We start from the raw sequence: 26,039 nt of genomic DNA, 5'->3' as shown, positions 1-26,039 counted from the left end.
ACCCATGAACAAGGATTTTGACGCAAAACAGGTATATCTGGTCGGCGGAGGAATTGCTTCACTTGCAGCAGCGGTTTATCTCGTCCGGGACTGCGACTTTCCGGGAAAGAATATTCACATTATCGAGGAAATGAAGATTCTCGGTGGCAGCAACGATGGTGCAGGCGATGTGGAACAAGGATTTGTGATCCGCGGTGGTCGTATGTTGAACGATGAAACCTATGAGAATCTGTGGGAGCTGCTGACAACCATCCCTTCCATTGACCATCCGGGGCAATCCGTCAGGGAGGAAATCACCGTATTCGACAACGCTAATCCTACCCATTCGAATGCCAGACTGGTCGATCGTGACGGTCAAGTGGTGGATGTACTGTCCATGGGCTTTGATATGGCCGACCGTCTCGCCATGGGTAAGCTGATCCTGACCCCGGAAGATAAAATGGGCAAATCGCGGATTAACGACTGGTTTGGGCCTCATTTTTTTCAGACGAATTTCTGGTACATGTGGGCAACGACCTTTGCGTTCCAGCCTTGGCATAGCACGGTGGAGTTCAAGCGGTACATGATCCGGTTCATTCATGAATTCCCGAGAATTCAGACGCTGGAAGGTGTTACACGGACCCCTTACAACCAGTACGATTCCATCATTCTGCCGATGCAGAAATACCTGGAGCCGCACGGTGTGGATTTCAGCCTGAAATGTACGGTAACGGATCTGGATTTCAAGGAAGGCGACGGCATTACGGTAACGAAGATGCATGTAGTGCGGGACGGTGCGAAAGAAGTTATTTCGCTGAATGAAGGGGATATCGTCATTGTTACGAACGGCTCCATGACCGAGGGCTCCAGCCTGGGCTCCATGACTACGGCTCCTGAGTTACTTGGTAAAGGCAGCTCGTGGAAGCTGTGGGAGAACATCGCCGCCAAGAAACCGGGGCTTGGCAGTCCTTCCTCGTTCGACGATCACGTGGACAGATCGAAATGGGAATCCTTCACTGTTACGTTCCAAGACTCCAAATTCTTCGATCTGATGGAGAAATTCACGCGCAACCGGGCCGGTACCGGCGCACTGGTCACGTTCAAGGATTCCAGCTGGTTCATGTCTGTTGTCCTCGCCTTCCAGCCGCATTTCCGCAACCAGCCGGAGCATGTCCGGGTATTCTGGGGCTACGGTTTATTCCCGGATAAAGTCGGGGATTATGTGAAGAAACGCATGTGCGACTGTACCGGAGAAGAAATTATGCAGGAGCTGATCGGGCATCTGCATTTCGAAGAGCACCGGGATGACATCATGAAAACTGCCAACTGCATCCCCTGCATGATGCCTTATATCACTGCCCAATTCATGCCGAGACTCCACAGTGACAGACCGAAGGTGGTACCGGAAGGATCCACCAATCTGGCCTTCATCAGCCAATTCTGCGAAATTCCCGATGATGTTGTATTCACAGAGGAATATTCCGTGCGCGCAGCAAGAATCGCGGTATATACCTTGCTTGGCATCAACCGGCCGGTGGAGCCGATCACCCAGCACCAGTTCGATGTGCGGACGCTGCTGTCGGGGTTTGTTACCTCGTTCCGGTAAACACTGGACGCAGAAGCAACTTCGTCGGTGAAAACAGGCGGCAGTGCAACCGCTACGTCCCGGAGGGTTCTTTCAATCGCTGTTAAAGCCCGATTTCTATATAAATGAATATCAGGATGAAATCGGGCTTTAAAGGCGACCACTGCGTTTCTCCAGAATCCCTCCGGGCCTTCGCTGCCGCTTCCGCCGAAACACCTAAGACTCGGCTACCGCCCTCTGGCAACTAATGGGAATATAAAAAGCGGGAAGCAGATGAACTTCTGCTTCCCGCTTTTTGCGTTGCGTATGCCTCCACGGTGACTTAAACGTTTGCAGGAACTGGACATAGTAACTTTAAATCTATCCAGGAATCGCACACGGTGACTTTAATTGAACCTCACACAGTGACCTGAAATTTCACAGGTGCCGTACACAATAACTTTAAATCTCGCAGGAGCCGTCCGCGCAACCATCATCTTTCGACTCAGCGGACTTCGTCTGGCCGATGGTCTGGAGTACCGGAGCAGACTGCTCTTCCGCCCATACATTCTCCAGCATCTCTGTAAATACAGGACCCGGCTGTGCTCCCGAGATGGCATATTTGTTGTTAATCACAAAGAACGGCACGCCGTTAATTCCAAGCTGCTGTCCTTTGTTGATATCCGCATTGACCTCATCGGTATATGCGTCCGATGCCAGCATCTTTAATACTTCCTGCTCATCCAGGCCAACTTCGGCCGCAAGATTTGCAAGGACATCATGCTCACCTATGTTGACGGAATCAGTAAAATAGGCGCGCAGCAGACGCTCAGACATTTCGGCAGCCTTGCCCTTTGATCCGGCGTAATGGCTCAGGCGGTGGCTGTCAAAGGTATTCGTATGCAGCATGGTGTCGAACCGGAAGTCCAGTCCCACACCCTTGGCTTGCTCGGCCAATTGTGCATTCATAGCCACAGCTTTGTCCCGGGTCATGCCATATTTGGCGGCAAGCATATCATGTATATCCTGGTTCCCGCGAACCTTTGCGCTCGGATCCAGCTGGAAGCTGCGGAAGACTACTTCCACACCATCACTGTGAGGAAATTGGCTGAGTGCGTGTTCCAGCCTTCTTTTACCGATATAACAGAACGGGCAGGCGTAATCGGACCAAATTTCTATTTTCATGAAGTGAACCTCCTAATTAATAACTTAAAATGCGTCACTTACAATTATATAGTTAAATTCCGCAGATTTCAAACCCTTCCGAAATGTTATCGGTTTCACCGTTGACCTTTCACAAATAATGCTGTAGCTTAAGGCAGGTAACGCACTATACCTATGCCGTCTACAGGGAGAGATACTCAATGAAAGAGCACGCTGAACCGCAGCACAAAAACTGGCCGATCGTCCTGCTGCTACTGCTAATGTATATCATTGTGGCGATGAGTGATAACTTTAAGGGGATTTTTGTCCCTTTGTTCAAGGATGATTTCGGGGTCAATAATACGCAGATTGGCTATGTACTGACCGCATGTCTTTCTACATATGCCTTGTTTCAATATATCGGAGGAATCTTGATCGAGAGGTTCGGGTACAAAAAAGTGATTGCTCTCGGATTCCTCATCGCCATGGGCTCGCTGATCCTGCTGGTCACCTGCCAGTCGTTCGTGATGCTCGTCATCGGCTTGTCGCTTTTGAATTCGGGAATCGCCATGTTTAATGTAGGGGTGAACACGCTTGGGCCTGTCATGACCGTGGCTTCTACCGCCGTATTGATGAACTTCGTTAACTTCTCCTATGGCATCGGGAATACCTCGCTCCAGCAGGTGACAGGTACACTGCTCAAGCACGGGGTACGGTGGCAGACGTTCTATCTGGTCATGCTGATGTGCTGCGCTGCCCTGTTTATCTATCTCCTCCTGCTGAAAATCCCATATAAACCGCAGACCGGCGGTGGCTCTTACAATAAAAGCGACTTGTTCAAAAACAAGCTGCTATACTTCTATATCGCGGCAATCGGCTTTTATGTAGCAGCGGAATACGGGATTGGGAATTGGTTCGTTAACTATATGAGCGAGGAGTTCTCTCTGGATGCGGAGTCGCGGGCGCTGTATATGACGCTGTTCTTTGGATTGATGACCTTTGGCCGGATGTTCGGGGGTTTTGTCGCCGACAAGCTGGGATATTTCCGCAGCATCCTTGTTTATGGCGTGATCGCTTCCGGACTGGTGGTGGCTGGCATTTCCCTGGGTTCCAGCGGCCTGGTGCTGTTCGCGATTTCCGGACTGTTCTTCTCCGTGATCTACCCGACGCTGATGAGCACAATCCGTACGGCCTTCAAGGAAGCTGCTTCCTACGCCACCGGACTGATCCTGATGTGCGGCACCTTGATCGCCATGGCGGTTAATCTCCTGATTGGTATTGCCAACGACGGAATCGGTGCCTACTATTCCTTCTATATCGTTGCCTTCTGCCTCATCCTTAGCACTCTTGCCGTGCTGCCAATCCGCAAGCGGATGGCCGCTTTAGTACAGGAGTGAATCGAAAGTAATTAAGAGTAATATAAACTGAGTTTAAGATTTCGCCATTTGCGCGATTTCGTATCTTCGGTGAAAGCTTGGACTTCGGGCCAACGCTCCAGACTACTTAGATGGAAAATATGGCGCTAATTCAGCCACATTCGCTATTTGAAGGCAATTAACTGGAAAAACTGGCGTTAATCCAGACCTTTTGCCACTTGGAAGGCTAGCTCATTAACGGTACAAAATGGAGCTAATACTCACGATGCCCCTGCTACTACCCCTAAACGATAAAAACGTCAGTGCGAGATTCGCTCTGACGTCATTTTTCCTCACTGTAGCGTTTTCCATCACCTTGACGTTCTTCCTTACTCTAGCGTTTTCTATCATCTTGACGTTTTCTTCGCTATCGCGTCTTCCATCACTCAGATGTTTTATCTCGCTCAGCATTTCCATCACCTTAACGAAACCTCACTCTAGCGTCGTCTTCCATCCCCAACTGTTCTCTCAGCCGAACCCGCCTCTGACCACTTACGCTGCCGTCCTTATTGCCGCAATATCCCAGAGTCAAACGCGCCGGTCTCCCGCTTGGGCCATAACCTCAGCACAGCCTCATTTCCGATACTCTCTTGAAATAGGCGAATCAGTCGCGCGCTGATCTCATCTTCCGAATAATTGATTTCAACGATTGCCTTCGCTGCTTTCCCCATTCGTTCCCGTGTCTCCACATCATCCAGCAGCTCACGCATGGCGTCCGCCAGCCCTTTGGGATCGAGATTCTCCGCCAGCAGTCCGTTCTCACCGTTCCGCACAAGCCCTCTAACCCCCATCACATTAAAAGCCACCGTCGGCAGTCCGCAGGCACTTGCTTCCAGAATCACCAGCGGCAGGCCCTCATAACGGGAGGGAAGCACAAACAGTTCAGAAGCATTATAGTAGTTGGCCAACACTTCTTTGTCACGGATGGAGCCAAGCAGGATGACCTTATCCTCCAGACCCTTTTGCTTGATCAGTTCCTTCAAACTGTGCTCGTCCGGTCCTCTTCCGGCAATAAGCACCTTAAGGTGCTGCATATCCTTCAGTTGCTCTGCCGCTTCCACGAGCAAGGAATGAGCCTTTTGGTGTTCGAATATCCGGCCCACCGTTATGATATAACGGTTATCCGGATTCAAGCCAACCGCAGCAAGCGCCTGTTCCTTGTCCCTGCGATAAAAAATGGACGCATTGACGAAATTGGGGATAAGTTTAATCCGGTCTGCCATCCGTGGAAATCGGTCAGTCATGTTGCGCTGCTCATCTTCATTCAGCGTTGTGAGAAAGCTTGCCTTATGGAGTGTAAGCTTCTTAATCGGCAGAATCCATTTATGGATACTTCCCCCGTGATAGGCCGCAATAATCGGTAACTTTAAATGCTTCGCGGCTCGTGCCAGCACCTCAAATCGTCCGGATGCATATTCCTGGGCGTAAATCAGGTTAATGCCATCCTCACGCAAAATATCCTCCAAGCCACTCCCTAAAGTAGCTACATATTGGGATACAAATTTGCCGATCGGAGTCCGGTGAGAATTGGGAATCGCTCTATAAGCCTTGTATAGCCTGCCGACTGGAATAAACTTCACCGTACAATCCACAACCCCGTGGCGGTAGGAGCGGATGCTGTCTCCTTTCACTGTGAAATTATAGATGGTTGTATGAATACCATATCTTCGGAGGAGTCTTGCATAATCAAACGAAAAGTCGTTGTGATAGGAAGTCACATATTCCTCTTCATTAATCCCAAGTCCCTTCCCAAAAAAGTCTTCAAAGTAATTCGTATGCATAAAAATTCCGATATGCATGATGCAACCCCTTCTTCCTGCTGGAGTATGATCGGACGCTATGCCTACATTATATACGCTGTCAAGATGAAAAAAAGTAAACGAAAGTGGTATATACGGCCTACTAATGAGGGAGTTAAGATGTATACGAGAGAAACCATAGAGAGGGAGGCAGAGGGCATGCATGATCTGTCCATTGTAATTCCTACGCGGAACCGTATTTCCGATCTGACTCGTTGTATCGAATCCATCGGCCGGCAGCAGCGGCTTGAGGGGATTAAGCTTGAGCTGCTTATCGTCGACGACGGTGAAATTCCGCATAATGTGCTGAATCAATACCGTGATATTCTGGGCGGACTTCCTCAGGCGGAGCTGCATTACTATAAAAAAACAAAACCCGGCGTCTGGCTCTCCCGCTACGAAGCACTGGAAAAGATTGACGGGGAGATTCTGCTGACCTTTGATGATGACGCTGAACTGGATGACCCTCTATATATCCGGAGGATGCTGGGTACCTACGCACTGGACCCCGGAATTGTAGGTGTTGGCGGTGTCGCCAAAGGGCTCACGAGCAGTGCATCGGGGAAGCTTCTCGGCAGGCTTACCTGCCAGATGTCCGGATCCCCGGGCAGGCTTTCCCCAAGTACACTGGCGGGTTCACTGCTTCTCTGGGGAGAGACTAGCAGCATTTTTGAAACAGATTTCTTTCACGGCTGCAACATGTCCTTCCGGAGATCTGCGCTGCGGGATATGAAGCCTTATCCGTGGATGACGAGTTACGCCGTTGCCGACGATATATATATGTGCCATTTGGCCAGCCGTTACGGCAGACTTGTCATCAATCCGGAGATGAAGATTATTCATCATGAATCTCCGCGCTCCCGGGACAAGGCCGGACGTGTGGCTAAGGCTACCGCGGTCAATCATTATTATTTGCTTCAGCTGCGTAAAGCACCGGTGAAGAACTTCGCCGCTCTGCTGTGGACGTTAACCTATTTAACGGGAAAAGAAACCCTGAAACGGAATTTCAATGCTGTTACGGGATATGTGAGCGGCATTCTATTCGTGCTTAATCCACGCAAAAATAAATATAATGAGTACATGCTGGATTAACTGTCCATGCGTCCTCTGAAGCTCCATTTCCTGGCCGCTCCTTCGACATTCGGGGCGGTTTTTTATTGCCCGATTTGCCATGAATGGAGTATCCAGCTTGCCCTCATCTAGGGTATGATAGTAATATTGTGATCGTGATACTAACTTTATGGATGGTGAACTATGTTTAAGAACAAAAAAACAACTTTTATTGTCGCTGCCATTCTCATCATTGCAATTGCTGTCGGCGCTTGGCTGCTACTTGGCAATAATAAAGAAAATGACGGCGCGCAAAGCTCAAATGGTAGCGCGAACGTCTCCAATGAAGGGGATCAAACTTCTAACGGCGGTGCGACCGTCTCCGACGAAGGCGGTACCAAATCTCTGACTCAGACGTACTATATTTACGATACTGTTGTGAATATCAAAGTTTTCGGCGATAATGCTACCCAGAAGAATATGGATGATATCCAGGCTATGCTGGAGCGTATGGATCTGGAGCTGAGCCGGACCAAAGAAGGCGGAGAAGTGTACGCCATTAATCAGGCGGCCGGCAAGAATCCCGTTGCCGTTTCGGACGAAACTCTGGATGTCGTCAAACAATCCTTGAAATATGCTGAAGAAATGGACGGGCTGTTCGACCCTACCATCGGTCCGCTGGTGGATCTTTGGAATATCGGCAACGGAGGCGAAAGCGTGCCGCCGGAAGCGGATATTGAAGCCGCCCGGGCTTTAACTAACTACAAGGATGTAATCATCGATGATGCGGCTAAAACCGTAATGCTGGCTAAAGAAGGCATGGTGCTTGATTTAGGCGGCATCGGCAAAGGATATGCTGCTGACCGTGTTGCGGATTACCTGAAAGAGCAAGGTCTGGACAGTGCCATGATCAACCTGGGCGGAAGCAGTATTATCGCCCTGGGCAATAAGCCTAACGGCTCACAGTGGAATATCGGCCTGCAGGATCCGGACCAAAGCCGTGGTACCCAACTGGGAACAATTAAGATCAGTGACGAAGTTATCGATGCTTCCGGTGTGTATGAACGTTTCTTCATCCAGGACGGGGTACGCTACCATCATATCCTCGACCCTCGCACCGGGTTCCCTTCACAGAACGGGCTGAAGAGCCTTACGATCATGAGCCCGAACGCGACAGATGCGGATGCCCTTTCAACAGGAGTCTTTCTGATGGGGATTGAAGATGGAATGAAATATCTGGACTCCCTTCCCGAGAATGTCGAAGCCTTCTTCATTACGGATGATAACAAAATTTATGCCACATCCGGTCTCAAGGATAGATTGCAGTTAACCGACCCTACCTACGAATTCGCCGAATAATTGGAACAATTTAAAAGCTGCTCCGCTGGTTCAATAAATGACCAGTGGAGCAGCTTTTTGCTAAAGTGAAGCTTAAGGGGATGGAATAACCCGGTTCTACATGTTATACGAAGAAAAAGCAGGATAGCCGTCTCGATGTACGGTTATCCTGCTTTTTCTTGTTTATAGAATCGGCAGCCTGCCAAATTCCTCATAGCTGGTGAACGTATAACTCGGCTCATGCGCCGTGAGCGGCTCCCGGCCCCGCGGATTATACCAGCATACCTTCCAACCGGCTTCCAGCGCACCCACCACATCATTAGTCCATGTATCTCCCACGTATAAACATTGATCCGGTGTGGTGCCTGTCATACGATTGACGTAAGCGAAGATTTCCGGGTCCGGTTTGGCAATCCCTACAGCATCGGAGATAAATATACGCTCACGGGGGATCAGCTTGTCCACACCCAGCGCCTGAATTTTCTTCCACTGGTGATCTTCCGGCCCGTTCGTAATGATCCCTACGATATGTCCGCCAGTTATAAACCGCTGAAGCTGGAGAAGTACCCCTTCAATCATTTCAATGGTATATTGCCGTCCGATATATACTTCCTGAACCTTGGCTGCTTCCCCAGGAGCAAGTGGCAAGCCAAACTCCGCAAACGCCAGCTCCATCCGTATGAGCCGAATCTCCTCGAGTCCAAGCTCACCTGCCAAATATCTGGGCCAGAGCAGATCGCTATGATGCCGGACGGTATGAAACAACCCGGCCATATCCACACAGCTCTCCTCCAGCCCCAGAACTTCTTTCACCGCATCCTGAAAAGGAACCAAATGATTGTACAAGGTATCATCCAGATCAAAAAAGACAGCCAGCTTCTTACTGTTAGTCACATGATTACTCCTTACTGAAATAAAGATTATAGGTGTAAAACTCCTCGTCCCGGACATAGCCACTGGCCGTATAGAGACGCTGAGCAACTGTATTGTCAGTCATCGTGGTCAGTGATAATCCTTTGGTTCCGGTCGACAGCGCATAGGCGCGAGCGGCCTCAAGCAGCATAGCTCCGGCACCCCTGCCCCGATAAGCTTCATGCACAAACAGATCGTTCAAGATCCAAAGACGCTGAATCGTAACGGAAGAAAACGACGGATACAGCTGCGTGAAGCCTGCTGCCCGCTTATCGCTCCCTTCACCCTCCACCGCCAAATAGACAACACTTTCATTGAAGCGGAGGCGTTCGCCCAGGAAATCATACGCCGCCCTCAGGTCGGACTGCTGCCCATAATACACCCTGTACTGATCAAATAATGGAGCCAGCAGCTCCAGATTCTCCAGACTTCCTTGTTCAATCGTAAATTTCCGCATTCATGAACCTCGATTCCGGCATCAGCCATTTGTACCTTATGGTAATGCTATGCCCGGGAATTGCCCATGGAGATTCTGCACCATTCCATGGACTTAGTTCAGTTATTTTTTGGACCCGTAAAAGATATGCCGCGCACTGATTGAACCGCCGCCGATCTCCAGCAGACCGAAGGAATATAACGGCTCACGGCGCTTATCCGTCGGTGAACCCGGGTTAAACAGCAGAATCCCGCTCTCGTTCCTGATCAGCGGCTGATGCGAATGCCCGAAAAGAATACAATCCAGCTCGATGCCGGCGAAAGCCTTCAACGCGTTCCCGTCCGTTCCTTTGCCGGAATAAGGTGTATGTCCGTGCACCATCCCAATGCGGATGCCATCCAGTTCAATGACCTTGCGTTCTCCGAACCTGCGGATGATTTCTTCTCCGTCATTATTTCCGGCTATACCCTCCACCGGAGCGAGTGCAGACAGCTGCTCATAGACTTCCATGACGACCCAATCCCCCAAATGAAGAATAAGATCCACCTGGCTGAACTCCTCTATCAGTGCCTGGGGCAGGGCTTTCGACATTCTGGACATGTGCGTATCCGATACTACGCCTACTCTCATATGGGTCAGCTCCTTAAGTCGAATTCAAGCTTACTTGAAATTCCGCCAGTCCTGGCTGCTGTTCTTCAACAGATGCCCGAAATCATTGTCGAGCCGCTTTTGTTCCGCCTGCCGCTGCTCTTCCGCGGCCTTGCGGACAGCCTCCTTACGTTCGTTCTCTTCCGCTTTCCAGGCATCGGTCTGTGCCTTCAGCTTGCCAAGCACCTCGCTGCTCAGCATATCCTTCAGTGTTGCCGGGCTATCTGCGGCAGGTGTGCGCGGTGGTGCCGGAGTTTTTTTCTTTTTTGCCACAGTGCATCTCTCCTTCGGGTCTAGGGGTTATAGATATTGAGCTTGAGATTTTACAACTTTAAGGTCTGGCCGTAACTACGATGAATGTTTGGACTTCTGGCCGCTGTTATGTTTGGATTTCCTGATTTATTTCCGCTAAGAGCGGTAGAAATCCAAACATAGCATATGCTTTCAGCGAGCTTTCCTTTGGAAAGCTTTCGGGCGATCGCTTTCGCTCCTCCAGTTCCAAACAACCCCTCCGTCACTTTTCCCTTTTGTTGTTTTTTCAAGTTCAATCTATATAGTTAAAATTTGTTTTAGTTATTTGCCTTTTCGTTTATAATACAACCAAAGAGGTGAGCCAAATGAAGAGGGAAGAGTTATGTCCCAAATTGCAAAAAGGCATGGATATTATGGGCAAACGTTGGACCGGTCTGATCATTTATCAGCTCCTTCAAGGCCCGCAGCGCTTCGGTGCTATTGAAGCCGCACTCCCTGTCAGCGGCAGACTCTTGTCGGAACGGCTGAGAGATCTCGAAGCAGAAGGCATCGTCCTGCGTGAGGTATTCCCCGAAACGCCAGTCAGAATTCAATATTCTCTGACAGACAAGGGACGGGCACTGGAGCAGGTCATCCGCGATATGCAGTCGTGGTCGGATCACTGGATTGATGCCCAGTCTTCCCAGACAGAAGAGACTGCATCACAACAAAGCTCTTATAAGTTATGAAAACGCATTCGTTACTCGTACAAAGGAGGTCTGGGCATCCAGCCTTCTTTTTTTGTGCAACGAATGCTCATATATTATAATTTGCGTCCTATAATGACCAGGTCACGTTCGATGCCGTCCATCAGGGCCACTCCGGGAAGCAGTCCCCACTGGGTAAATCCGAATTTCTGCAACAGCTTCAGACTTGGCTCGTTATGTCCGAATACGAATCCTACCAGATTCTTGACGCCAAGCCGCGGACATTCCTCCAGTGCTTTGCTCATCAGGATCGTGCCGGCTCCGCAGCCGCGAAAATTCTCACTTACATATATACTGACCTCTGCAGTTCCATTATAGGCCGGCCGGCCGTAGAACGACTGGAAGCTGAACCAGGCGGCAATTACCCCGTCCTTTCTAAGCACCCACAGCGGGCGGTGGTGGCTGTTATGTTCATTGAACCATTTCACCCGGTCACTTACGCTGACAGGTTCCAGATCGGCGGTAACTACCCGCCCGGCAATCGTAGAATTATAAATCTCCACAATGGCCGGTAAATCTTCCATTGTTGCATCTTCTATTATATAGTGCTGAGCGTCCATCTCTTCTATGCCTCCATCAGACTGTGTATATTGGGATACGTTTCCCTTAAAGCAATATCTGCTTGTTCCAAGTTAATTCAATGTTCCCGTTCAGTCAACCCAGACCGACTTGCTTACTGCTCCACTGCCACAGCTTCTCCGCCTCAACCATATTATCCGCCCGGGGCGTCAGCTCCTTAATCTGCCTCCGGTAATAGTATTGTCCCGTAATTCCGCTCAGTTCCGGTGCGGTTGCCAGATATATAGCTGTATCTGCTCCCTTCTCCGGTGTCAGGAAGAACAAGGACAGGAGCTTCAGCACCGACTGGCCAAACCCGGTCTCCCGGTTAACCCCGATACTGGTTCCAACTGCGCCCGGATGTACGCAATTGACCGTCACACGGGTACCTCTCAGTCTGGCAGCCAGTTCCTTGGTGAACAGGATGTTAGCCAGCTTGGAGCGGGCATATGCCTTGGCCGGATTGTAGCCCTTCAAGAGCGTCGGATCATCGTAGTGCATAGCTCCAATTTTATAAGCGCCCGATGCAACTACCACAATACGCCCCTGCTCCGCCTTCTCAAGGGATTCCAGCAGAAGGCTGGTAAGCAGAAAGTGACCCAGATGGTTAACGCCGAGGTCCAGTTCAAACCCGTCTTGAGTCAGTTGGCGCTTAACCGATACTACTCCGGCATTATTAACCAATACATCCAGCACCGGATACTTCACGGTAAACTCCTCTGCAAACCGGCGGATGTCTTCAATTGATGATAAATCACATAACATCAACTCGATATTCGGACTACCGCTCTTCTCACGCGCTTTCTCCAGCGCCTCTTCCCCGCGGCTCCGGCTGCGGCAGGCCATAATAACCGTGGCTCCCCTCCGAGCCAATTCAACCGTTGTGGCTAGTCCCATCCCGGAATTGGCTCCGGTGACAATTACGATTCTACCATCCATACGGGCAACCTCTCTCCTGGCATAAAGGCTTCAATCCCCATAGTAAACTGGCCTTTTATGCACATTTATTCTAAGATCATGTTACAACATTTAATTCCAAGGAGAAAGGCGTGTACACATTGGCAACTATTGAAGATTTCATGAAGCTGGACATAAGGATCGGGACCATTGTGACCGCTGAGGATTTTCCGCAAGCACGCAAGCCGGCCATTAAGCTGTCTATTGATTTCGGAGAGCTCGGGATCAAAGCATCCAGCGCACAAATTACTAAACATTATGAGCCCTCATTATTAATCGGCCGCCAGATTGCTGCGGTTGTGAACTTCCCGCCGAGGCGTATAGCCGGCTTTCTCTCCGAAGTTCTCGTGCTGGGCGGTGTACCCGAAGAGCGAGATGTCGTCCTGCTGGCTCCGGACCGGAATGTACCGAATGGAACTCCTGTTGCTTAAGGCTCACGACGCTCTGACATGAACTGCTGTTTGATTTATCAAAAAAAATAGGCTGACCCAACCGTAGACGTTGTCTACAGATAGGTCAGCCTATTGTCTTATTGTCCGAACCCTACCCGCGGACGCTCCTGCGGTTTCGTATCGATCGTTACCGCCCGGATGGAACTGATAGGAATATAGAGAACCTGAAACTCGGTCCGGTACTTCACGAACCGTTCATCCACTGCTTCCAGGGTACCGCCTTTTACGCTGTATCCATCGAGGAAATTAACCGTTACCTCTTTACCTTGCAATGCCTCTAGCATATCCATCCGCTCCTCTACTTACAATGTGGTGATAACTTTGTCGATAATGCCGTATTCCAGCGCTTCCTGTGCCGACATAAAATAATCCCGGTCCATATCCTTTTCGACTTTCTCCGGAGGCTGCCCGGTTCGTTCGGCGGTAATTTGAACAATCTTCTCCCTGATCTGCAGGATACGTCTTGCGCTAATGGCAATATCACTGGCTTGCCCCTGTGCCCCGCCATGCGGCTGATGAATCATAATCTCGCTGTTCGGCAGCGCGAAGCGATTGCCCTTGGCACCGGACAGCAGCAGCAAGGATGCGAAAGATGCCGCGAAACCTGTGCAAATCGTGTTCACCTGCGGTTTGATCACCTGCATGGTATCATAAATGCCAAAGCCTGCCGTAGTTGAGCCCCCCGGACTGTTAATGTACATGTGAATCTCCTTATCCGGGTCTTCTGCAGCCAGAAACAACAGCTGGGCGATAATACTGTTCGCGAGTGCATCATCAATGGCGGCGCCGACGAATACAATCCGGTCCTTCAGCAGTCTGGAGTAGATATCATACGACCGTTCACCACGGCTGGTCTGTTCAACAACATAGGGAATCACATTCATGAGTATTCCTCCTTATTATGACCTTGCAGTCTTAACCTGTAAACGATGAAGGAGTATTGCAGGATACGTGTTTCTTTCAGAAATATTTTTGCAGGAAAAACGTATCTTTGAGCATTCTTAGTTCGTTTATACAGCAGGAAGCATGTGTTTATTAATTAAACGTTGAAGGGGATAGTACAATGATGATCCTTGGAGAATATAGCAATGACATTGTGTCTGATGAAGCCAATCTGCAGTCGCTGGCCGCGGCATTGAAACGATACTGTCTGTCCCTGACGAAGTCAGCCTGGGATGCGGAGGATCTTGCTCAGGATACCTGGGTAAAAGGCTTGACGGCGCTGAAAAACTCTACTCATACCAATCCGGAAGCCCTGCTGCTGCGGATCGCCAAAAATACCTGGATTGATACGGTGAGGAGAAACGCGGTTTATCACCGCATCCTGGAAGAAATGCAGATTAAAGAGACGCAGTCACACAATCACAGCGCCTTGGAGACTGAAATCCTGTTCCATGCGCTGATCAAACATCTATCACCTCTTCAGCGCATCGTGTTCCTGCTCCGGGATGTGCTTGGCTACTCATCCCAAGAAACAGCAGAAATGCTGGAAACGACGGAAGGCGCCATCAAATCGTCCCTTCACCGGGCCAGGCAGGCCCTTCATGCGGTCAGGAAAGAACTGAATACAGACGGTCCCAAAGCTCCGGTTGAGGAAGCCTTCATTACTTACCTGAGCGTACTTGCTCTGGCCTACGAGGACGGGGATGCCGCAGCGATGCTGGAGCTGGCTTATGCGAATGAAACGATTCGAACTGCAGCTATCGGCAAGCTTGTGGACTTGCGCCAGGGAGCTTCTTTGCACTATGGAGAAAGCAATATGCGGACGGAGCTGAGAATGGCAGCTTAGTTCACCGGTGCACTGCGTCTTATTATGATTTATAATGTACACATTGTGGTTTCAACGCGAAGTCCGAAAGGGGAAATTCTGAATGAATCATGCTCTCAGCACTCTGGAGCAGGGGATGACAGGTAGCGGGCTTGATGCCATGCTCATAACCGATCCCAAACATGTCTACTATTTAACCGGTTTTGCCTGTAATCCGCATGAGCGGTTCCTGGGACTGCTGCTGGTACGGGGAGAAGAACCTGTCCTGATCGTTCCGGCACTTGATGCCGAAGCCGCTCATGCAGCATCCTCTGTACAAACGATTCTGACCCATAGCGATACAGACAATCCATACGAGCTTCTGACCAAGCAACTTAGCAGCACGAAGCTGGATACGCTTGGTATTGAGAAAGAGCATTTTACCGTAGCCCGATTTGAATTACTGTCCCATTCCGTTCCCGCAGATCATTTCAGTGATATCGGCCCGCTGCTCCGCCAAATGCGTGCGATTAAAACTCCTGAGGAAGTCAGCAAGATGAAGTATGCTGCTGAGCTGGTTGAAGAAGTACTGCGCCGCGGGCTCCAGCACGTCAAACAGGGGGTAAGTGAAATTGAACTGGTTGCCGAGCTTGATTATCTGATGAAAAAGGTGGGGGCTTCCGGTCCTTCCTTCGATACGATGGTGCTGTCCGGTCCAAACACCGCACTCCCGCATGGAGTGCCGGGTAGCCGGGTAATCCAGCCAGGCGATTTCATCATGTTCGACCTTGGCGTCTTTGCCGGAGGTTATGCCTCGGATATTACACGCACCTTTGCGGTAGAGGAAGTAGACAGCCAGCTAATCACTATCTATAATACGGTGCTTGCCGCCAATGAAGCGGGAATCGCAGCTTCGAGACCGGGAGCTACGTTTGGTTCGGTTGACCGGGCGGCCCGTGAAGTCATTGAAGCAGCCGGGTTCGGCTCTTATTTCGTGCACCGCGTAGGTCACGGACTGGGCATGGACACCCACGAATATCCTTCCCTTCACGGATTAAACGGAGATTTTATTCAAAGTGGTAATGTGTTCACCGTTGAACCAGGCATCTATGTGCCGGGTCTTGCCGGAGTACGTATTGAAGACGACCTCATAATAACCGACGGCGGAGCGGCGACACTAACTAGCTTCCCTAAAGAGTTAACGGTGCTTCATCTCTAATCAGACGCTTCTCAAAAAGGTGCTCTGCAGCCGAACAATGGCTTGCAGAGCACCTTTTTGCGTGCTGGTGTCACAATAGTTCACAGGACAGCAAATCCAACCTAAATACGATACACATTTAAGGTAAGCCCATCCTTGTACTGGAAATAAAGATGATTAATTTTCAATAATACCTAACATGGATATTCAAAAAAACATTAAAAATACCGAAAATAAATGACAATATATCATATTTTGCTGAAACCTTGCATTAAAATTCATATTTTTCACTATTCAACCGGAGGTTAATTCTATAGAATAGTTATCAACTATACTGAATGAGCATCCCGATCTACAGATACAAAAAAGGAGAGAAGTTTATGTTACGGAACAGGCATTCGATCAGTCAAAGATTCACACGCTTATTGTTCGTTGTTTTATTACTTACATCACTCCTATTAAGCGTCAGTTTTTACTTTATATCGGTCAGCACGTTTGACAGTTATGTAGTACCGCAAATCGATAAACTACTCACCGTATCGATTGATGATATTAACAGCAAGCTTAACACTACGACAGCCCAACAGGCAGGTCAGGGCAGCGAGCAAGCCATTATGAATGTCGAATTCTATTTTAAGGACAAAATAAAGCAGCATCAGGTAGAGACGATCTTCCTTGCGAATCTGAAGGATGGAAAAGCCACAGTAATAACCGCGGATCAAGGTGCCAAACTGAAGGCTAAAGAAGAAATCGCAGTACAGCCGGCCATGGTGCAGGCAACCAAAGGAAAAGTCGGAAAAGCTGCACTGAGTGAAATTTATACCGATACCCACGGCGCACATAAGACATCATACATAGGATTAACAGGCACGACGCTAGTTCTAGGTGTCAGTGCGAATGTAGACTTTATCCAAGATAAAATGAATAGCATCCTCTGGACCAGCGCAGGCATAACTCTGCTGTCCTTAATAATCGGCGTCGGCGCTGCCTGGTTTATGAGTCTCCGGATTACCAAGCCCCTCACGCAGCTGGCAGTATATAGCAATAAGCTGGCCCAAGGGGATTTCACAGAGCAGTTGAATATTACCACTAAGGGTGAAGTCGGCCAGCTCTCCGATAGCTTCCAAACAATGACTTCGCATCTGAAAGAAATGATCGGGCATGTTCTGGAAACTTCTGAAACGGTAGTATCCGGTTCCAATGAACTGAAGGATCGCGTGGAGGAATTGAACGACATGGCTAACCGCTCTTCCATGTCTGTTGAAGAAATCGGCATAGGTAGCCAGGCGATCGCGAACAGCGCACTCGACAACTCCCGTGCAATGGATGAAATCAACATTGGTATCCAGCATATTGCCTCCGCAGCCGGTGAAGTTACGGAGCAGATTAATGAAGCCTCCGCCAAAGCGGAAGGCGGCAATGAGATTGCCCAAAGCGCAGTTGAACAAATGCGCCAGGTGGAGCTTGCGTCTGAGCAATCGTTGGAACAATTCCAGATCATGAACGAACGTTCCCTGATGATCGGCGAGGTTGTACAAGGCATCACCGAAATTACGAAGCAGATTCAAATGCTGTCGCTGAACGCCTCCATCGAGGCTGCACGCGCCGGGGAACACGGACGGGGATTTGCCGTAGTCGCTGGCGAAGTGCGCAAGCTGTCCGAGCAATCCCGCAATGCTACCGAGCAGATCCGTGAATTCCTGCTTGGGCTACAGGACGATATGAATCGTTCCGTCACCGAAATGAATCATGTGAATTCCGTAGTAGCTTCCGGGGTAGGCAAGGTACGGGAAGCCGGTAATGCGTTCAACCACTTACTCATTCTGATTCAAAGCATCAGCAACAGTGTTCAATCCGTATCAGCAGCCACCCAAGAGATCTCAGCAGGCACCGAAGAGGTTAGCGCATCTGTCGAGGAGACGGCACAAATTACCGCCAAATCCCAGAATAGTGCTGCAGAGCTGACCGAGAATTATGCGCGTCAGCAGGCTGAACTTGAAGGCCATTCAGTGACGGTAGATCACCTGCACGAGTTGGCTGTTCAACTTCAGAAGGCTGTGCAGCAGTTCAAAATATAAGGACAGTACCATGTAAAAGGGCTATTTCAGGAGGTCAGCAGTTAACCTCTGTGAAATAGCCCTTTTTTTCAAATGAAATTTATTAGGATCAAAAGCACATCAGTATTCTCAAAGTCTCAGCCGCCATGCCTTGGCGCCCAAAGCATAACCGACACTCCCAGTACACAAATGGCTGCACCGATCCAGTCGTATAGATCCGGAGTTTTTTTATCCACCAGCCAGCCCCACAGAACGGCGAGTACAATAAACACGCCTCCATACGCTGCATACACCCTTCCGAACGAAGGGAACTTTTGCAGTGTAGGGATGATCCCGTAAGCTACGAGAATGGCAGCCCCGGCCAGACCATACCACAGCGGCTTGGATTCCCTCAGCCACAGCCACACCAGATATCCTCCGCCAATCTCGGCCAGACCGGCGACTACAAAGAGCAGTAGGGCTATAAACACAAACTATCCCTCACTTCTGGAAAGCCCCATAATTTCATAAATTCTGCGCATATCTAAGCTTTCACGTACCGCATCTGCCAGACGATCGAACTCCTCTTCCCGAAGCTCAGCCGCAGCGAATGTCTCCGCTACATCTTGCAATCCCTTCGAAGCACGAAGTCCATTCAGCCACGCTCTCCGCAGCCCGTCATTGTGAAACAGCCCGTGCAGGTAAGTACCCCAGATTACTCCATCCCGGGTTCCCCAGCCCTCCAGCACCTGCTCTCCCTGTTGACCGGTCAGGAGGAATAACGGTAGCACCGATGAAGGCTCCAGATTCGTTGTCGTACCCATATGAATTTCATAACCTTCTACTGGAAGCAGTTCATCGTCAGTACCGGAAACGGTTCTAAGCCGAAGGGGGTGATTCTCAGCCAGACATCCACTGACCCTTACTGTAGTCTTCGTTTCGAGAAACGTTGTAGTGAGCGGAAGGTAACCCAGCCCCTCATTTTCTCCCGGCTCACTGCTCTCCACCGCATAAGGATCAAGAAGCCTGCTCCCCAGCATCTGGTACCCTCCGCAGATTCCTGCAAGCTGACGGGTTCCCCGGCGCAGTGCTGCTTCTATAGCGGCAGGAAAGCCTTGCTCTCTCAAATAGTGCAGATCCGCAGCCGTATTCTTGGTGCCGGGCAGGAGGATTGCATCGGGAGTACCAAGCTCCTCCGCGCGAGTCACATAGCGCACTGCTGTGTCCGGCTCATCCCCCAACGGATCAAAATCTGTAAAGTTGGATATCCGTGGATACCGGATAACTGCTATATCCAGTTCTTTGCCGTTCCCAGTATCCTTACGGCCTGATGTGCCTTCAAGCACCACTGAATCTTCCGCCTCTATGCGCAGCTGCGGCAGAAACGGAAGAACTCCAAGCACCGGGATGCCGGTCCGCTCCTCCAGCCAATCGAGTCCGGGCTGAAGCAGTGACAGGTCTCCGCGGAATTTATTAATGATAAAGCCTTTGACCCGGGTGCGTTCATGAGGCTCCAGCAGTTCCAATGTTCCTACTATAAAGGCAAATACGCCGCCCCGGTCAATATCGGCAACCAGCAGTACCGGAGCATCCGCCCATCCGGCCAGATTCATATTCACGATATCCCGGTCCTTCAGATTGATCTCGGCAGGGCTTCCCGCTCCTTCAATCAGCACGATATCAAAGTCTTCACGCAATCTTCCAAGTGCCTCAAGCACGGTGCTCTTGGCCTCCGGAAGAAACTTCTCCCGGTATTCCCTGGCGCTAAGTGCGGCATGCGGTACGCCGTGCACCACAATTTGTGCACTCATCTCTCCTGAAGGCTTCAGCAGAATCGGATTCATATCGGTGGTTGCCGTAATTCCGTAAGCTTCTGCCTGCATCCCCTGAGCGCGGCCGATTTCCTTGCCGTCTGCAGTGACGTAAGAGTTCAGCGCCATGTTCTGCGACTTAAAGGGGGCCGGACGATATCCATCCTGCCGCATGATCCGGCCAAGCGCAGCGGTCACCAGGCTTTTGCCGACATCGGAAGCCGTCCCCTGCAGCATCAGGACGGGGGCGGGCTGATTAATACAATGTGGTACTCTTTCCTGACTCAAGCGGTTCCCCTCTCTTTCTTCGACGACACCTACAGCATATTGTGCTGAAGCAGCACAAGCAGCAGAAGAAGCGCTGCTTCCAGCAGTTCGTTCAGCGCACCGTATACATCGCCGGTGAGCCCGCCGAGCCGGCTGCTGACGCGGTGCGCGGCCCGGGTGCCGCACATGGCGGCGGCACCCGGCAGCAGCAGCAGGGCCGCAAGCANCATATTGTGCTGAAGCAGCACAAGCAGCAGAAGAAGCGCTGCTTCCAGCAGTTCGTTCAGCGCACCGTATACATCGCCGGTGAGCCCGCCGAGCCGGCTGCTGACGCGGTGCGCGGCCCGGGTGCCGCACATGGCGGCGGCACCCGGCAGCAGCAGCAGGGCCGCAAGCACGAGCGGCCCCGCTGCCAGGCCGCCGCCGGCCAGCGTCAGCGCGGCGGCGGTCAGCGAGAGCAGCGCGGCCCAGAGGAGCGCGCGCTTCTCGCTTGCGGGCGGCAGGCCGGCGAAGCTGCCGGCCAGGCCTTCCCCGGCACGGGCGAGCGGCCAGCGGGCCATCGCCCGGACCATGAACCAGCGGCTCCACACCGGAGGGAGGAGCAGCAGGGGCAGTGCATAGAGCTGCCCGCCGTCCAGGAGGGCGGCAAGCAGCGATGCCTTGAGCAGGAGCAGCAGCACACAGGCCAGCACTCCCATTGCCCCCACGCGGCTGTCCTTCATGATCTCCAGCATCCGCTCTCGGCTCCGGTAGCTGAATAGCGCATCAGCAGAATCCATCCAGCCGTCCAAATGCAGCCCGCCGGTCAGCCAGACCCACAGAATGAGGGTAACTGCTGCTGCGGGAAGAGCTGGCAGCAGCAGACCAGCTGCTGCTGCACCCGCTGCAACGGTTGCGCCGATAGCTGCACCAACCAGCGGATAATACACTGCACTTTGTTTCATCAGCCCGGAATTAAACTCCGGGCTAGTCTTCACCGGAAACCGTGACAGAAACTGAAAGGCCGCCGCAATGGCATCCCTGCGCCCGCTCAGCATTTGTACTCCCTGCTCTTCAGCTCAATCGGAATACCCGCAGTAACCAGAAATACCTGATTGCACTGCCGGGCAAGTCCGGCGTTCATCATCCCGGCCAAATCACGGTAAAGTCTGCCCAGAGCATACTCCGGCACGATTCCGTCACCCACTTCGTTCGTGACCATGATCAGAGTTCCGTCATAAGCCTCCGCACTTTGCGCAAGGCGCGAAATTTCTGCTTCCAGAATCTCCTGTCGGTCTCCCCTGTCTTCAACGGACAGCAGTACATTGGACAACCATAGAGTCAGGCAATCTACCAGGACTGTCTTCCCTGCAGGCAGCCTGTCCATCAGACCGGCTAAATCATGGGGCTCCTCTATCGTCTCCCACGCATATTCCGCCTCATTCCTCCGCTGCCGGTGCAGCGCAATCCGCTCCTGCATTTCCCGGTCGAAAGCCTGCCCGGTTGCAATATATAAAGCTTGATCCGCGAGCGACATTGCCAGCCTCTCTGCGAAGGCGCTTTTGCCGCTGCGGGCTCCTCCCGTTACCAGCAGATTCATTCCTGCCCCTTCTCCGCCCCGGATACGCCTGCGCTGTCGAAGGTGGCCATCTCATTCATAATGTGCGACACCGCATCGATCAGATGCAGGCAGAGGGCTCCGCCGGTTCCTTCACCAAGCCGCAATCCCAGATCAAGCAGCGGTTCAAGACCCAGTCGCTGGAGCAGCAGCCGGTGTCCTTGCTCTCCCGAAAGATGAGCAGCGATCATATAAGCGGTGGATTCTGGTGCAATCGCCTTCGCCGCCAGCGCGGCAGCTCCAGAAATAAAGCCGTCGAGGACAACCGGTACACGGCAGGATGCCGCACCAAGAATAAGACCTGCCAACCCGGCAATCTCCAGTCCCCCTACCTTGGACAGCACATCAATGGGGTCAGCGGCATCCGGCTTGTTAACGCTGAGCGCTCTGCTTACCACATTGATTTTATTCCGCAGGCGGGCATCATCAATGCCTGTCCCCCTGCCGACGGCAACTTCCGGAGAGAGATTCTCAAAAGCGCATAACATCGCTGCACTTGCAGTCGTGTTCCCAATCCCCATTTCACCCGTGATGAACAGGTCCGTTCCGTTGCTGACAGCTTCCTGTGCCACTCTGACTCCGGCGAGCAGAGCGCTCAGGGCCTCATCCCGGCTCATTGCCGGTCCCACAGCCATATTAGCTGTGCCTTTACGCACTTTCCGGTTAATAAGCTCCGGGTGCTCAATCTCTCCCTTAATTCCGATATCGACAAACTTCACTTCAGCACCAGCATGACGGGCCAGTACATTTACCCCGGCTCCGCCGGTCAGGAAGTTGTAGGCCATTTGCACCGTAACTTCTTGAGGGAATGCACTGACGCCTTCACTGCACACGCCATGATCCCCTGCCATTACAACGACAGTACGTTTCCGGTAACTGGGTTTCTCCGTAGCGGAAATCCCCGCTAGCCTTACAGCGAGCGCTTCCAGCTGCCCCAGGCTTCCAGGGGGTTTGGTCAGGTTATTCAGGCGCATAACCGCCTGCAGGGAGGCTTTCTCGTCGGGTGGTGCGATACGTCCAGTTACTTCATAAATTGCTGACAGCATGGTCATTCCTCCTGATTAATGAAACGTTATTCACAAAACATGCCATTTCCATGTTCTTCTTTTAAGGATTATAGGTGAAACCTGTATTTGTTACAATTAAAAAAGAACCATCAGTCCAGGCATACGGCCCTGCTGTGGTTCTTGGCAGCTTATCCTTTTATACCCTTGTAGGTCAGATAGTTTCTATCTACAGCAGCTCCGGATTAATTCCCGCCTGTTAGGCTTTTTAACACGACCGGGGCCTTTGCCTTAGCAAAAAGAATGCCAACTGCCCTCAGCCCATTGAAGCTTGATTACCGCTGTTCCACCGGGAGCCGGTGCAGGTGTGCCGTGAAAATCCGACCCTGGTGTATATTTCGCCTGCAGGTGACGAATCACCCCACCGTGCGTGACGACAAGTACCCGGAGAATCTGCGGGGTGCCCTGCTCTCCCGTCGAAGCCGGCCGGGGCAGTGCTGGTTGATGGGGTACAGGTCGATGGAGTTCAGGTCGATGGAGTTCAGGTTGTTGACGTTCAGGTTGTTGGCGTTCAGATCGATGTTGTTCAGATCGATGTTGTTCAGATCCTTGGCGTTCAATTTGTTGAGTTTCATATTGATGCTGTTCAGATTGATGGTGTTCAACTTGATCCCCTGCGATTTGGTTCCGAACCGTTTGGCTGATTCCGGCCATTGAACCGATTCCAGTCCGCCGCAGAGTGTCTTCGCCTCTCCGGCCCAGCTCCTTCATAAAGCTATCTATCCGCTCTTCAAACTGCTCCCAAGCCTCACCGCCAGGGGGATTCGCTGCCGCAGGATTATCGATCCAGCTTCGGTACATCTCATTGCCCTTCAACTGGTCATAGGTACAGCCTTCCCAATCTCCGAAGTTCAGCTCACGGAGACGGGTATCATAAACGGCCTCCTGCTGTAAGGCTGGGCTCAGGGAAGCCAGAGTCTCCCGGCATCTGCGCAGATCACTGCTCCAGATGGACCAGAACTCCCCTGCTAATTCAGGCTGCGCTTGAAATTTCGCCACCGGCTCCAGTGCACCAGGCAGCAGCGGCACATCCGTGTGCCCTAAATAACGTCTCTCAGCATTCCACGCCGTTCTCCCATGTCGGAGCAGCACAAGTTCGAGCACGAACGAAAGATTCATCATTGATCGGTCAGCCCCCTATCCAGATCCATGCCACAACTGCGCATAGAACGGCGAATAGAGATGCTGACAGCTTCATCAGGCGGCACGTCCGGATAATATCCTCCGGCTCCATGAGCCGCAGGTGATCCCCCATATATGCGCGGAAGGAAACTACGCCATGGTACACATTCTCCCCGCCCAGCCGGATGCCGAGCGCTCCTGCTACGGCAGATTCCGGGAATCCGCTGTTAGGGCTCGGGTGAAGCCGGGCATCGCGGATGACCGTGCGCAGGCTTCTGCGCCAGTCTAGCCGCAGCACCCAGGCACATAGGGCAAGCAGCAGTGCCGTAAAGCGTGCCGGAATCAGATTAGCTATATCGTCAAGCCGAGCGGAGGCCCAGCCTAAATCACGGTATTTGTCATTCTTATAACCCACCATGGAATCCAAGGTATTCACCGCGCGGTAAGCCATAGCGAGCGGAGCACCGCCAATTAATGCAAAAAACAAGGGAGAAATGATACCATCGACGATATTTTCCGCCACCGTCTCCACCGTGCCGCGCACGATTTCCGGGCTGTCCAGAGAAGTTGTGTCCCGTCCGACGATCATGCCAAGCGCCTTACGGGCAGCTGGGATATCCCCTTTTTGTAACTCTATGTACACTGCCATCCCCGCATCCTTCAGTCCCTTTGCGGCAATGGTGGTGGATATCAGCCAAATCTCGGCACCCCACATCAGCCAAGGTGACAGCAAAGAAAGCAGCTGCAGCACAATTGCCGTAAGCACCCATGCACCGCCCACTACGATAATCGGCAGCAGTACACCCGCCATCCGCAGACTCCTAGGGCGTTTAACTCCTCTTCGGATCAAACGTTCAATAGCCGAGATGGCTTTGCCCATCCCCACCACCGGATGGGGAAGGCTTCGCGGATCACCGATGATCCGGTCCAGAATGTAAGCAGCCAGCAGAATAATAGAGTGCGTCATTGTCTATCCTCCGGATACCATTTCAATCCAGAAGTCTGCATAGCAGTCCATTTCCGGTCTTCAGCTGCTATGAAGCGGCTGTTTATTCTTATGATGCTTCGCTCCCGGCTTCCAACGAATGAGACTTCATGATGCCTTCTCATGGAGCGTACTTCCTTCCCTGAACCGAGCGGAGGCTTGCCGTCACAGCGGCATACACCAGGCGGCCGATCGCTCCCCCCAGATCCGTTGCCGTTCCCGCATACACATGTTCGGCACGGTATCGTCCGCTTTGACTTACACCCAGCACCAGCGCATCGGTTGTAGTGCCAGTGGCAATAAGATTGTTCTCCGGATCAGTAATCCCGAGATCCGCAAGTGCCGCTGCCTTAGCCTCAACGGCAGTCATAGCGGCGTTCACCATAGCCGCAGGATTCAGTCGCCCGTCGATGCCCAGCATAATGTTAATCGTGCCAGGCCGATACGCCGCCAGCACAGGTCTGATTACCCCAGCCCGGGCTGCGTTGCCTGCCGCTGCAGTCACACAGCAGAACAGTCCCGCCGAGCCGATATTCTCCTCTATGACAGCTGCATGAATCAGCGGAACTGCCGTCATCAGTCCTGCGCTCCCCTTCAGCGGATAGCCCCATTCACCAAGCTTATTCTCCATATCCCTGACCGGATCGCTGCAATCGTAATCTCGGCTGACGTACAGGTTCACCGCCCGTTCCAGGCGGCTCATGCCTCCCCCGTACACCGCACTCGACAACCCGTCAACTCCTCCGGGGAACTCCAGCAGCAGGTGCTGATCCTTAAGATCGAGCCTAAGTCCGGTCCATACTTCGGAGGAATATGAAATAACTCCGTTATTCTCAAAAGGCACTTTAGCTTCACTCATAAACCTATCCATTCCTCCTCTACGTGCATCAGCATCAGCAGCATTAAACCGGCAGCTGTGTCAGCTTATTTTGTGTTCTACTTTTGTGTCAGTCTATAGTGTTG

The 26,039-nt window shown here is 51.6% G+C and carries 30 protein-coding genes and 1 pseudogene; 9 read left to right on the top strand and 22 right to left on the bottom strand.

Annotated features, from left to right (window positions below):
- Window positions 1-4 precede the first annotated feature (4 nt).
- Window positions 5-1,585 carry an oleate hydratase gene (locus ACAN55_RS12105; protein WP_379132646.1) on the top strand — a complete coding sequence of 527 codons (1,581 nt, stop codon included), beginning with the start codon at window positions 5-7 and terminating at the stop codon, window positions 1,583-1,585.
- Between the two features lie 420 nt (window positions 1,586-2,005).
- On the opposite strand, the gene ACAN55_RS12100 is transcribed toward ACAN55_RS12105, so the two are convergent.
- Complete coding sequence (locus ACAN55_RS12100; RefSeq protein ID WP_379132644.1) at window positions 2,006-2,728, bottom strand: DsbA family oxidoreductase; 723 nt, start codon at window positions 2,726-2,728, stop codon at window positions 2,006-2,008.
- Window positions 2,729-2,907: 179 nt separating this feature from the next.
- On the opposite strand from ACAN55_RS12100, the gene ACAN55_RS12095 reads away from it, so the two are divergent.
- Window positions 2,908-4,083: an MFS transporter gene (locus ACAN55_RS12095; protein ID WP_379132642.1), complete on the top strand. Its 1,176-nt coding sequence runs from the start codon at window positions 2,908-2,910 to the stop codon at window positions 4,081-4,083.
- Window positions 4,084-4,296: 213 nt separating this feature from the next.
- Here ACAN55_RS12095 and ACAN55_RS12090 read toward each other — a convergent pair whose 3' ends face one another.
- Both ACAN55_RS12090 and ACAN55_RS12085 read right to left on the bottom strand, forming a co-directional pair.
- On the bottom strand, window positions 4,297-4,518 hold the full coding sequence (locus ACAN55_RS12090) for a hypothetical protein (protein ID WP_379132640.1): 222 nt from the start codon (window positions 4,516-4,518) through the stop codon (window positions 4,297-4,299).
- Between the two features lie 89 nt (window positions 4,519-4,607).
- Window positions 4,608-5,900, bottom strand: coding sequence for a glycosyltransferase family 4 protein (locus tag ACAN55_RS12085; RefSeq protein WP_379132637.1), 1,293 nt, complete (start codon window positions 5,898-5,900; stop codon window positions 4,608-4,610).
- A gap of 120 nt (window positions 5,901-6,020) precedes the next feature.
- On the opposite strand from ACAN55_RS12085, the gene ACAN55_RS12080 reads away from it, so the two are divergent.
- Both ACAN55_RS12080 and ACAN55_RS12075 read left to right on the top strand, forming a co-directional pair.
- The gene (locus ACAN55_RS12080; protein WP_379132635.1) at window positions 6,021-6,992 is read left to right on the top strand and encodes a glycosyltransferase family 2 protein; all 972 of its coding nucleotides are present in this window, start codon (window positions 6,021-6,023) and stop codon (window positions 6,990-6,992) included.
- Between the two features lie 162 nt (window positions 6,993-7,154).
- Complete coding sequence (locus ACAN55_RS12075; RefSeq protein ID WP_379132633.1) at window positions 7,155-8,309, top strand: FAD:protein FMN transferase; 1,155 nt, start codon at window positions 7,155-7,157, stop codon at window positions 8,307-8,309.
- 162 nt (window positions 8,310-8,471) lie between these two features.
- Here the strand turns inward: ACAN55_RS12075 and ACAN55_RS12070 are convergent, their stop codons facing one another.
- The 5 genes from ACAN55_RS12070 to ACAN55_RS12050 all read right to left on the bottom strand — a co-directional run bounded on the left by ACAN55_RS12070 (window position 8,472) and on the right by ACAN55_RS12050 (window position 10,826).
- Window positions 8,472-9,182, bottom strand: coding sequence for an HAD family hydrolase (locus ACAN55_RS12070; RefSeq protein WP_379132630.1), 711 nt, complete (start codon window positions 9,180-9,182; stop codon window positions 8,472-8,474).
- Window positions 9,183-9,186: 4 nt separating this feature from the next.
- Window positions 9,187-9,657 carry a GNAT family N-acetyltransferase gene (locus ACAN55_RS12065; RefSeq protein WP_379132628.1) on the bottom strand — a complete coding sequence of 157 codons (471 nt, stop codon included), beginning with the start codon at window positions 9,655-9,657 and terminating at the stop codon, window positions 9,187-9,189.
- A gap of 102 nt (window positions 9,658-9,759) precedes the next feature.
- A complete protein-coding gene (locus ACAN55_RS12060) occupies window positions 9,760-10,266 on the bottom strand; it encodes a metallophosphoesterase family protein (protein WP_379132626.1) in 507 nt (168 codons plus the stop codon).
- Window positions 10,267-10,296: 30 nt separating this feature from the next.
- Entirely contained in the window at window positions 10,297-10,557 is a 261-nt protein-coding gene (locus tag ACAN55_RS12055) for a YqkE family protein (RefSeq protein WP_379132623.1), read from the bottom strand.
- 50 nt (window positions 10,558-10,607) lie between these two features.
- Window positions 10,608-10,826 carry a hypothetical protein gene (locus ACAN55_RS12050; protein WP_379132620.1) on the bottom strand — a complete coding sequence of 73 codons (219 nt, stop codon included), beginning with the start codon at window positions 10,824-10,826 and terminating at the stop codon, window positions 10,608-10,610.
- A 75-nt stretch (window positions 10,827-10,901) separates the two neighbouring features.
- Here ACAN55_RS12050 and ACAN55_RS12045 point away from each other — a divergent pair, with 75 nt between their 5' ends.
- Window positions 10,902-11,264 carry a winged helix-turn-helix transcriptional regulator gene (locus ACAN55_RS12045; RefSeq protein WP_379132617.1) on the top strand — a complete coding sequence of 121 codons (363 nt, stop codon included), beginning with the start codon at window positions 10,902-10,904 and terminating at the stop codon, window positions 11,262-11,264.
- Window positions 11,265-11,338: 74 nt separating this feature from the next.
- Here ACAN55_RS12045 and ACAN55_RS12040 read toward each other — a convergent pair whose 3' ends face one another.
- Window positions 11,339-11,842: a GNAT family N-acetyltransferase gene (locus tag ACAN55_RS12040; RefSeq protein ID WP_379132615.1), complete on the bottom strand. Its 504-nt coding sequence runs from the start codon at window positions 11,840-11,842 to the stop codon at window positions 11,339-11,341.
- A gap of 94 nt (window positions 11,843-11,936) precedes the next feature.
- Window positions 11,937-12,779, bottom strand: coding sequence for an SDR family oxidoreductase (locus ACAN55_RS12035; protein WP_379132612.1), 843 nt, complete (start codon window positions 12,777-12,779; stop codon window positions 11,937-11,939).
- Window positions 12,780-12,898: 119 nt separating this feature from the next.
- On the opposite strand from ACAN55_RS12035, the gene csaA reads away from it, so the two are divergent.
- The gene (gene csaA / locus ACAN55_RS12030) at window positions 12,899-13,228 is read left to right on the top strand and encodes a chaperone CsaA (RefSeq protein ID WP_379132609.1); all 330 of its coding nucleotides are present in this window, start codon (window positions 12,899-12,901) and stop codon (window positions 13,226-13,228) included.
- A 98-nt stretch (window positions 13,229-13,326) separates the two neighbouring features.
- Here the strand turns inward: csaA and ACAN55_RS12025 are convergent, their stop codons facing one another.
- Window positions 13,327-13,533 carry a hypothetical protein gene (locus tag ACAN55_RS12025; protein ID WP_379132606.1) on the bottom strand — a complete coding sequence of 69 codons (207 nt, stop codon included), beginning with the start codon at window positions 13,531-13,533 and terminating at the stop codon, window positions 13,327-13,329.
- An 18-nt stretch (window positions 13,534-13,551) separates the two neighbouring features.
- Entirely contained in the window at window positions 13,552-14,133 is a 582-nt protein-coding gene (gene clpP / locus ACAN55_RS12020) for an ATP-dependent Clp endopeptidase proteolytic subunit ClpP (RefSeq protein ID WP_379132604.1), read from the bottom strand.
- Window positions 14,134-14,312: 179 nt separating this feature from the next.
- Between clpP and ACAN55_RS12015 the strand changes: the two genes are divergently transcribed.
- The 3 genes from ACAN55_RS12015 (at window position 14,313) to ACAN55_RS12005 (ending at window position 18,272) form a co-directional block, all read left to right on the top strand.
- Window positions 14,313-15,038, top strand: a complete 726-nt coding sequence (locus ACAN55_RS12015) for an RNA polymerase sigma factor (protein ID WP_379132602.1) — start codon at window positions 14,313-14,315, stop codon at window positions 15,036-15,038.
- A gap of 82 nt (window positions 15,039-15,120) precedes the next feature.
- On the top strand, window positions 15,121-16,215 hold the full coding sequence (locus ACAN55_RS12010; RefSeq protein ID WP_379132600.1) for a M24 family metallopeptidase: 1,095 nt from the start codon (window positions 15,121-15,123) through the stop codon (window positions 16,213-16,215).
- A gap of 359 nt (window positions 16,216-16,574) precedes the next feature.
- Complete coding sequence (locus ACAN55_RS12005) at window positions 16,575-18,272, top strand: methyl-accepting chemotaxis protein (protein ID WP_379132595.1); 1,698 nt, start codon at window positions 16,575-16,577, stop codon at window positions 18,270-18,272.
- Between the two features lie 116 nt (window positions 18,273-18,388).
- On the opposite strand, the gene ACAN55_RS12000 is transcribed toward ACAN55_RS12005, so the two are convergent.
- From ACAN55_RS12000 to ACAN55_RS11955, 10 genes and pseudogenes are all read right to left on the bottom strand, one after another.
- Complete coding sequence (locus ACAN55_RS12000) at window positions 18,389-18,721, bottom strand: YnfA family protein (RefSeq protein ID WP_379132593.1); 333 nt, start codon at window positions 18,719-18,721, stop codon at window positions 18,389-18,391.
- A 3-nt stretch (window positions 18,722-18,724) separates the two neighbouring features.
- Window positions 18,725-20,278 (bottom strand): cobyric acid synthase, encoded by a 1,554-nt coding sequence (locus ACAN55_RS11995; RefSeq protein ID WP_379132869.1) that lies wholly within the window; start codon window positions 20,276-20,278, stop codon window positions 18,725-18,727.
- Between the two features lie 80 nt (window positions 20,279-20,358).
- A complete protein-coding gene (locus tag ACAN55_RS11990; protein ID WP_489685774.1) occupies window positions 20,359-20,538 on the bottom strand; it encodes an adenosylcobinamide-GDP ribazoletransferase in 180 nt (59 codons plus the stop codon).
- A gap of 9 nt (window positions 20,539-20,547) precedes the next feature.
- Window positions 20,548-21,342 (bottom strand): annotated as a pseudogene (gene cobS / locus ACAN55_RS11985) (adenosylcobinamide-GDP ribazoletransferase); the annotation flags it as partial.
- Window positions 21,339-21,887, bottom strand: a complete 549-nt coding sequence (cobU, locus tag ACAN55_RS11980) for a bifunctional adenosylcobinamide kinase/adenosylcobinamide-phosphate guanylyltransferase (protein ID WP_379132590.1) — start codon at window positions 21,885-21,887, stop codon at window positions 21,339-21,341. The pseudogene cobS and the gene cobU, both read right to left, overlap by 4 nt.
- On the bottom strand, window positions 21,884-22,951 hold the full coding sequence (gene cobT, locus ACAN55_RS11975) for a nicotinate-nucleotide--dimethylbenzimidazole phosphoribosyltransferase (protein ID WP_379132587.1): 1,068 nt from the start codon (window positions 22,949-22,951) through the stop codon (window positions 21,884-21,886). Before cobT ends, cobU begins: the two co-directional genes overlap by 4 nt.
- Window positions 22,952-23,200: 249 nt before the next feature.
- Window positions 23,201-24,091, bottom strand: a complete 891-nt coding sequence (locus tag ACAN55_RS11970) for a histidine phosphatase family protein (RefSeq protein ID WP_379132584.1) — start codon at window positions 24,089-24,091, stop codon at window positions 23,201-23,203.
- Between the two features lie 7 nt (window positions 24,092-24,098).
- Complete coding sequence (gene cbiB, locus ACAN55_RS11965) at window positions 24,099-25,058, bottom strand: adenosylcobinamide-phosphate synthase CbiB (RefSeq protein ID WP_379132582.1); 960 nt, start codon at window positions 25,056-25,058, stop codon at window positions 24,099-24,101.
- Window positions 25,055-25,201, bottom strand: coding sequence for a hypothetical protein (locus tag ACAN55_RS11960; RefSeq protein ID WP_379132578.1), 147 nt, complete (start codon window positions 25,199-25,201; stop codon window positions 25,055-25,057). The genes cbiB and ACAN55_RS11960 overlap by 4 nt, the downstream gene beginning before the upstream one ends.
- Entirely contained in the window at window positions 25,198-25,935 is a 738-nt protein-coding gene (locus tag ACAN55_RS11955; RefSeq protein ID WP_379132575.1) for an adenosylcobinamide amidohydrolase, read from the bottom strand. Before ACAN55_RS11955 ends, ACAN55_RS11960 begins: the two co-directional genes overlap by 4 nt.
- Window positions 25,936-26,039: the final 104 nt, after the last annotated feature.

The organism is Paenibacillus oryziterrae (genome assembly GCF_042610485.1).
Classification (GTDB): Bacteria; Bacillota; Bacilli; order Paenibacillales; family Paenibacillaceae; genus Paenibacillus_AQ.
This window is presented reverse-complemented; position numbering and strand designations above follow the sequence as displayed.